This window comes from Streptomyces lushanensis (genome assembly GCF_001700515.1).
GTDB lineage: Bacteria > Actinomycetota > Actinomycetes > Streptomycetales > Streptomycetaceae > Streptomyces > Streptomyces lushanensis.
Genome location: NZ_MAUD01000375.1, coordinates 1 through 8,747, shown reverse-complemented (window position 1 = coordinate 8,747; position 8,747 = coordinate 1). Strand labels below are relative to the sequence as shown.

4 protein-coding genes are annotated in these 8,747 nt (G+C 70.5%); 3 read left to right on the top strand and 1 reads right to left on the bottom strand.

Features of this window, described 5'->3' with window-relative positions; genetic code table 11:
* Positions 1-33 precede the first annotated feature (33 nt).
* Positions 34-2,622, bottom strand: coding sequence for an alpha-glucan family phosphorylase (gene glgP, locus BFF77_RS26610; protein WP_066954493.1), 2,589 nt, complete (start codon positions 2,620-2,622; stop codon positions 34-36).
* Between the two features lie 494 nt (positions 2,623-3,116).
* Between glgP and BFF77_RS26605 the strand changes: the two genes are divergently transcribed.
* From BFF77_RS26605 to BFF77_RS26595, 3 genes are all read left to right on the top strand, one after another.
* Positions 3,117-5,114 carry an alpha-1,4-glucan--maltose-1-phosphate maltosyltransferase gene (locus BFF77_RS26605; protein ID WP_066954496.1) on the top strand — a complete coding sequence of 666 codons (1,998 nt, stop codon included), beginning with the start codon at positions 3,117-3,119 and terminating at the stop codon, positions 5,112-5,114.
* The gene (gene treS / locus BFF77_RS26600) at positions 5,111-6,844 is read left to right on the top strand and encodes a maltose alpha-D-glucosyltransferase (RefSeq protein ID WP_066954490.1); all 1,734 of its coding nucleotides are present in this window, start codon (positions 5,111-5,113) and stop codon (positions 6,842-6,844) included. Before BFF77_RS26605 ends, treS begins: the two co-directional genes overlap by 4 nt.
* Positions 6,845-7,136: 292 nt before the next feature.
* Positions 7,137-8,642 (top strand): maltokinase N-terminal cap-like domain-containing protein, encoded by a 1,506-nt coding sequence (locus BFF77_RS26595; RefSeq protein WP_066954486.1) that lies wholly within the window; start codon positions 7,137-7,139, stop codon positions 8,640-8,642.
* Positions 8,643-8,747 lie beyond the last annotated feature (105 nt).

Genomic DNA, 8,747 nt, shown 5'->3' with positions numbered 1-8,747 from the left:
CCGTCCGATCCGTCTGTCCGCCCGCCCGATCCGTCAGCGCAGCAGTACCCCCGCGCCCTCGCCGGTCGCCTCCGTCGGCAGCGCGACCAGTCCCAGATCCGCGCTCGTGGCGAGCAGCGGATGGGAGGGCAGCACCCGGACCGTATACCCGTAGGGGCCGGTACGGTCCAGCGCGAGCGGACCTTCGTACGTCCAGCGGCCCTCCAGGTCCGGCCCGTCGGCCGGCTTGAGCGGAAACGGCCGCGCGTCCACGAGCGTGTCGTCCGAGCCGACCCGGCCCGCGACGGCCTGCACCTCCACATCGTCCGGCCGCAGTTCACCGAGGCCGACCTGGACCCGCAGCGAGAGGGTGGAGCCGAGCTCGGCCGTGCCTCCGGCGGCACCGGCCGCGACGCCCTCCACATGGTCGACCGACACATGGGGCCAGAGCGTGCGTGTGCGGTACTTCCAGGACGCCAGCTCCGTCGCCGTCGCGGCGTCCAGCGCGCGATGCGCGTGAGCGGCGGGCTCGTAGAGCCGCTCCACATACTCACGCACCATTCGTCCCGCGAGCACCTTCGGTCCCAGGGCGACCAGTGTGCTGCGGACCATCTCGATCCAGCGGCCCGGCAGCCCGTCCGCGCCACGGTCGTAGAAGCGCGGCGCGACCCGGTCCTCGATCAGCGCGTAGAGGGCGTTCGCCTCCAGTTCGTCCCTGCGGTCCTCGTCGGTGGCCGCGTCCGCGGTGGGAATGGCCCAGCCGAAGTCCGGCTCGAACCACTCGTCCCACCAGCCGTCCAGCACCGACAGATTGAGGCAGCCGTTGAGGGCGGCCTTCATTCCGCTGGTGCCGCACGCCTCCAGCGGACGCAGCGGATTGTTCAGCCAGACGTCGCAGCCCGGATAGAGCTTGCGCGCCATCCCCATGCCGTAGTCGGGCAGGAAGACGATGCGGTGGCGCACCCGTGGATCGTCGGCGAACCGCACCAGCTCCCGCACCAGCCGCTTGCCGCCGTCGTCCGCGGGATGGGCCTTGCCCGCGACGACGATCTGGACCGGCCGCTCCGGATCGAGCAGCAGATCCGTCAGCCGGTCGCGGTCGCGCAGCATCAGCGTCAGCCGTTTGTACGACGGGACCCGGCGGGCGAAGCCGATGGTGAGGACGTCCGGGTCGAGTACGCCGTCGATCCAGCCCAGCTCGGCGGCCTGGGCGCCGCGCTGGAGCCATGACGCGCGCAGCCGCTCGCGTACCTCCGCGACGAGCTGTTCGCGCAGCCGGCGGCGTACGTCCCAGAGGTTGGCGTCCGGGACCGCGGGCGGGAGCGTGGTGTCCGGAGGGCCTTCGCCCAGCCGGGCGATCTCGGGCGCGACCCATGTCGGCGCGTGCACACCGTTGGTCACGGAGGTGATGGGCACCTCCTCCGGATCGAAGCCCGGCCAGAGTCCGGCGAACATCTCCCGGCTGACGGCGCCGTGCAGCGTGGAGACGCCGTTGGCCCGCTGGGCGAGCCGCAGGCCCATCACCGCCATGTTGAAGAGGTTCGGCTCGCCGCCCGGATAGCTCTCCATGCCGAGGCCGAGGACCCGCTCGGCGGCCACGCCGGGCAGCTCGCCGTCCTCCCCGAAGTGGCGGGCGACCAGCTCGCGGTCGAACCGGTCGATCCCGGCCGGCACGGGCGTGTGGGTGGTGAAGACCGTCCCGGCGCGGACGGCCTCCAGGGCGGCCTCGAAGCCGAGACCGGTGTCGACGAGTTCACGGATGCGCTCCAGGCCGAGGAAGCCGGCATGGCCCTCGTTCGTGTGGAACACCTCCGGCGCCGGACGGCCGGTGAGCCGGCAGTACGCCCGCACCGCGCGCACCCCGCCGATGCCCAGCAGCATCTCCTGGAGCAGCCGGTGCTCGCTGCCGCCGCCGTAGAGCCGGTCGGTGATCTCGCGCTCGCCCGGACCGTTCTCCTCGACGTCCGAGTCGAGCATCAGCAGCGGGACCCGCCCGACCTGCGCCAGCCAGACACCGGCGCGCAGCGCGCGCCTGCCGGGCAGGGTCAGGACGACCCGGGCGGGCGTGCCGTCCTCCTCGCGCAGCGGTGTGAGCGGGAGTTCATGGGGGTCGAGCACCGGATACTGCTCCTGCTGCCAGCCGTCCCGGGAGAGCGACTGGCGGAAGTAGCCGTGCCGGTAGAGCAGGCCGACACCGATGAGCGGTACGCCGAGATCGCTGGCGGCCTTGAGATGGTCGCCGGCGAGGATGCCGAGACCGCCCGAGTACTGCGGCAGGGCCGCGGTGATGCCGAACTCGGGCGAGAAGTAGCCGACGGCGGCGGGCAGCTCGGCGCCCTCCGCGTCGCGCTGCTGGTACCAGCGGTCGCCGCGCAGATAGGTGTCGAGACCGGCCGCGGCGGCGGTCAGCCGGTCCAGGAAGGAACTGTCCGTGGCCAGCTCGGCCAGACGGGCGGCGGAGACGGCTCCGAGCAGCCTCACGGGGTCGCCGTCGGCGGCCCGCCAGCCGGCGGGATCGACGGCTTCGAAGAGCTCTCGGGTCTCGGTGTGCCAGGACCAGCGCAGATTGCGGGCGAGGTCGCTGAGCGGTTGGAGTGGTGCGGGCAGGACGGGGCGGACGGTGAACCGACGGATTGCCTTCACGTGTTCCACCTTCGCAGGGACAAACGAGCCGGAGCGGGCGCACCACGGGTGTGCGGTCCGCCGTCCCTCCGACGGTAGTCCCCGGGTGCCCTCCGCAACCACGGCGCATTCGCGCATTCACCCGGGGCTCTCCACGCCCCACCGGTCAACAGATCGCCGGATTGCCCACCCGAGGGGAGGGGGAAGGCTCATCCGGTACGCACCCGGTACGCACAGCTCATACGTCCGCTCATACGCGGCGTCCGTACGGCAAACGAGCGCGTTCTCACACGATTCCAGCGCTATTCGAGTGAACGCGGACAGGAGCGGCCATGCCCGCAGCCTCCGAGTCGTCTTCCGAACAGCTACAAAGAACATCCAATGCATCCGAGCCACCGGAGCCACCGGAGCCGCTGCGGAGACCGCAGACGCCAAGAACCGGTGAAGGTGCTCGACCCGCGCCACCCGCCCTGCCTGTCACGCCCGCACAGCCCTCAGGTGATCCAGTGAAACCGCTGATTGGTCGCATTCCCGTCCTGGACGTACAACCGCTCGTCGACTGCGGCAGACGCCCCGCGAAGGCGGTGAGCGGTGAGTCCTTCCAGGTCACCGCGACCGTCTTCCGCGAGGGCCATGACGCGGTGGCGGCCAATGTCGTCCTCCTGGACCCCGGTGGCCGCCCAGGCCCCTGGACCCCGATGCGTGAACTCGCCCCCGGCACCGACCGCTGGGGCGCCGAGGTCACCCCCACCGAGGAAGGCCGCTGGACCTACACCGTCGAGGCGTGGAGCGACCCGGTCGCCACCTGGCGCCACGCCGCCCGGATCAAGATCCCCGCGGCCACGGACGAGCACGACGTCGCCCTGGTCCTCACCGAGGGCGCGGACCTGTACGAACGGGCCGCCGCCGGTGTGCCGAAGGCCGACGGCCGGGAGGCCGTGCTGGCCGCCGCCGACGCCCTGCGGGACGAGTCGCTGGCCGCCGCGGACCGGCTGGCCGCCGCGCTCTCCCCGGCGGCCGACGCCGCCCTCGCCCGCCATCCGCTGCGCGACCTGGTCACCGCCTCGCGTCCCGCGCCGGTGCTGGTCGAGCGCAGGCGGGCGCTGTACGGCTCCTGGTACGAGCTGTTCCCGCGCTCCGAGGGCGCGGTCGTCAAGAAGGGCGAACCGCCCGTCAGCGGTACGTTCAGAACGGCCGCCGAGCGGCTGCCCGCGGTCGCCGCGATGGGCTTCGACGTGGTCTATCTGCCGCCGGTCCATCCCATCGGCACCACCTACCGCAAGGGCCCCAACAACTCCCTGGAGCCCGGCCCCGACGATGTCGGTGTGCCCTGGGCGATCGGCTCGCCCGACGGCGGCCATGACGCGATCCATCCCGATCTGGGCACGATCGAGGACTTCGACCACTTCGTGGAGACGGCCCGCGCCCTGCGGATGGAGATCGCCCTCGACTTCGCGCTCCAGTGCTCCCCGGACCATCCCTGGGTCACCAGGCATCCCGAGTGGTTCCACCACCGCGCCGACGGCTCGATCGCGTACGCCGAGAACCCGCCGAAGAAGTACCAGGACATCTATCCGATCGCCTTCGACAGCGATCTGCGGGGTCTGGTCCGGGAGACCACCCGCGTCCTGCGGTACTGGATGGCCCACGGCGTGCGGATCTTCCGGGTCGACAATCCGCACACCAAGCCGGTGGTCTTCTGGGAGAAGGTCATCGCGAACATCAACCGCACCGATCCCGATGTGATCTTCCTGGCCGAGGCGTTCACCCGGCCCGCGATGATGCGCACGCTCGGCGCGATCGGCTTCCAGCAGTCGTACACGTACTTCACCTGGCGCAACGGCAAGCAGGAGCTGACCGACTACCTGATCGAGCTGTCCCGCGAGACCGCCGCGTACATGCGGCCGAATTTCTTCGTCAACACTCCTGACATCCTGCACGCCTACCTTCAGCAGGGGGGCCGGCCCGCCTTCGAGGTACGGGCCGTGCTCGCGGCGACGATGGCGCCTTCCTGGGGTGTCTACGCGGGGTACGAACTCTGCGAGAACACCCCCGCGAAGCCGGGCAGTGAGGAGTACCTTGACTCCGAGAAGTACGAGCTGAGACCTCGGGACTGGGAGGCGGCCGAGCGTGAGGGCCGCACCATCGCCCCGCTGATCACCCTGCTCAACCGGATCAGACGACGGCATCCCGCTCTCCAGCAACTGCGCGACATCCATTTCCACCACGCCGACAATGACGCGGTCATCGCGTACAGCAAGCGGGCGGGCACGGACATCGTTCTGGTGGTCGTCAACCTCGACCCTCACCACACCCAGGAGGCGACGGTCTCGTTGGACATGGAACGGCTCGGCCTTGAACCGCACGAGACCGTTCCGGTGCGCGACGAGCTCACCGGCGAGACCTATCACTGGGGCAGCTCCAACTATGTGCGTCTGGAGCCGGGCGTCACGCCCGCGCACATCGTGGTGCTGCGACCGTCCCCGCCGATCGGAGGGTCACCCACATCATGATCGTCAATGAGCCCGTCCACGACACGTTCGAGGACACCCCGGCCAAGGACCGGGATCCCGACTGGTTCAAGCGTGCCGTCTTCTACGAGGTCCTGGTGCGCTCGTTCCAGGACAGCAACGGCGACGGCATCGGAGACCTCAAGGGCATCACGGCCAAACTGGACTATCTCCAGTGGCTGGGCGTCGACTGCCTCTGGCTGCCGCCGTTCTTCAAGTCGCCTCTGCGCGACGGCGGCTACGACGTGTCCGACTACACGTCGGTGCTTCCCGAGTTCGGCGATCTCGCCGACTTCGTGGAGTTCGTCGACGCCGCGCACCAGCGCGGTATGCGCGTGATCATCGACTTCGTCATGAACCACACGAGCGATCAGCACGAGTGGTTCCAGGAGTCCCGCAAGGATCCCGAGGGCCCGTACGGCGACTACTACGTCTGGGCCGACGACGACAAGCAGTTCCAGGACGCCCGGGTCATCTTCGTGGACACGGAGACCTCCAACTGGACCTTCGACCCGGTGCGCAAGCAGTACTACTGGCACCGCTTCTTCTCCCACCAGCCCGATCTCAACTACGAGAACCCGGCGGTGCAGGAGGAGATCGTCTCCGCGCTGCGCTTCTGGCTGGACCTGGGCATCGACGGCTTCCGGCTGGACGCCGTGCCCTACCTCTACCAGCAGGAGAACACCAACTGCGAGAACCTCCCGGCCACCCACGAGTTCCTCAAGCGGGTACGCGCCGAGATCGACGCCAACTACCCGGACACGGTGATCCTCGCCGAGGCCAACCAGTGGCCGGAGGACGTCGTGGACTACTTCGGCGACTACGCCAAGGGCGGCGACGAATGCCATATGGCGTTCCACTTCCCCGTGATGCCGCGGATCTTCATGGCGGTGCGCCGCGAGTCGCGTTACCCGGTCTCGGAAATCCTGGCGAAGACACCGGCCATCCCGACGAACTGCCAGTGGGGCATCTTCCTGCGCAACCATGACGAGCTGACTCTCGAAATGGTCACGGACGAAGAGCGCGACTACATGTACGCGGAGTACGCCAAGGATCCGCGGATGCGGGCCAACATCGGCATCCGGCGCCGGCTGGCCCCGCTGCTGGACAACGACCGCAACCAGATCGAGCTGTTCACCGCGCTGCTGCTGTCGCTGCCGGGCTCCCCGATCCTCTACTACGGGGACGAGATCGGGATGGGCGACAACATCTGGCTCGGCGACCGGGACGCCGTGCGCACCCCGATGCAGTGGACGCCCGACCGGAACGCGGGCTTCTCGTCCAGCGATCCCGGCCGGCTCTATCTGCCGACGATCATGGATCCGGTCTACGGCTACCAGGTGACCAATGTGGAGGCGGCGATGGCCTCGCCGTCCTCGCTGCTGCACTGGACCCGGCGGATGATCGAGATCCGGAAGCAGAATCCGGCCTTCGGGCTCGGCTCGTACACCGAGCTGCCGTCCTCCAACCCGGCGGTGCTCGCCTTTCTGCGCGAGGCGCCCTCTCCCCAGGGCAACGGCGACGACCTGGTGCTCTGCGTGCACAACTTCTCACGCTTCGCCCAGCCCACCGAGCTGGATCTGCGGCAGTTCAGCGGGCGTCATCCGGTGGAGCTGATCGGCGGGGTGCGCTTTCCCGCCATCGGTGAATGGCCCTATCTGCTGACGCTCGCGGGCCACGGTTTCTACTGGTTCCGGCTCAGGCAGGACGGCGTGCCCGCCCTCCCCGCGTAACACCAGCGCGGCCCCGGACCCGTGCGAGGCGGTTTCCGCCGCCTCGCACGGGGCACTCTCCACCACATCCAGCACCTCCGTTTGATCGGATCCGTTCAGAGTTCATACGGAAACGATCTCCGAACCAACCCGGTACGGACTCGGCACGGACTTTGTCCGCACTACATGCGAACAGAACCGAGCCCGTACGGATCATCCTCACCCGACACGTCCCGCACAGCCGGACAGCCATTGCCGCAATCCGGGACACTCTGCGCATCCTGTGGTGTGCCCGGGGAAAGGACGCGATGCCATGTCGAAGGCTGCATCCACCCGGACTACCCCGTGCCTCGTCACCGCCTCGCCCGCTGCCTCACCAGCCGTGTCGTCCGCTCTGCCGCCCGCCGACGCGAGGGCGCTGGTCGGCTCGCTCGCGCCGCTGCTCCATGACTGGCTGCCCCGCCAGCGCTGGTTCGCGGGCAAGGGCCGACCGGTCACCGGCTTCGTACCGGTGGCGGCCACCGAGCTGCTGCCGATGACCGCGGGAGGTCCGGGGCTGCTGCATCTGCTCGTACGGGTCGAGCAGCGGAGCGCCTCGGGGCCGCCGCCGGCGATTCCCTCGTCCAGTCCCTCCGGTGCCGCGTCCGCCGCGTCCGCCGCCGCCTCGGGCGGCGACTGCTACCAGCTGCTGCTCGGCGTACGGAAGGCGCTGCCGCCGGCGCTGGCGTCCGCGCTGATCGGCCATGCCGCCCAGGGCCCGCTGGCCGGCCGTACCGTCTACGAGGGACTGCACGATCCCCGGCTGGCCGAACTGCTGCTGGAGCGGCTGCGCGCGTCGGGCGCGCTGGGACCGCTGCGGTTCGACCACGCGGGCACGGTGCCCGCCGGGCTGACCGGGCGGCTGCTGGACGCCGAGCAGTCGAACTCTTCCCTGGTCTACGGGGACGCCTACATCCTCAAGATCCTCCGGCGGGTCTTCCCCGGGCCCCATCCCGATCTGGAGCTGCCGCTCGCGCTGGCCGCCGAGGGATGCGACCGGGTACCCGCGCCCGTCGCCTGGTTCGAGGCGGCCGATCCGTCCGGCAGCGGTGACTCCCTCACCCTCGGAGTGCTCCAGCCCTATCTGCGCGGTTCCCAGGACGGCTGGCAGCTCGCACTGGCGGCGCTGGCCCGGGGCCGTGACTTCACCAAGGAGGCGCGGGCGCTCGGGCGGGCCACCGCCGAGGTGCATCTCGCGCTCGCCGCCGCCCTGCCGACGGTCACGCTGGGACGCCGGCAGACCGCGCAGCTCGCGGAGGGCATGGCCGAGCGTCTGGAGGCGGCGGCGCAGGCGGTGCCGGTGCTCATGCCGTACGTACCGGGGCTGCGCACCGCGTTCGACGCGCTGACCGGGCTGGACGAGGCGGCGCGCGGCAGACCCGCGCAGCGCGTCCACGGCGATCTGCATCTCGGCCAGACCTTGCGGACTCCGGACGGACGGTGGTCGGTCATCGACTTCGAGGGCGAGCCGGCCAGGCCGCTCGCCGAGCGCCGCCGCCCGCAGCCGCCGGTCCGCGATGTCGCGGGCATGCTCCGCTCCTTCGACTACGCGGCGCGCTCCCACGAGCCCTGGCGGCCCGACTGGGCGGCGCGCTGCCGGGCGGCGTACTGCGAGGGATACGCGCTGGCGGCGGGTACCGATCCGCGCGCCGAGCCGGAGCTGCTGCGCGCGTACGAGACGGACAAGGCGGTCTACGAGGTGCTCTACGAGGCCAGGCACCGCCCCGACTGGCTCCCCGTGCCGATGGCGGCGATCCGCCGGCTCGCGGACGGCGCTTAGCGCGGCGGTACGGGCCCGGCGCCACGGGCACCACAGGCCGCGGCCGGACAGGTCACCGCCGCAGACCCCGCAGCGACACCGCGTGACCGCCGGTCCGCGGACCGG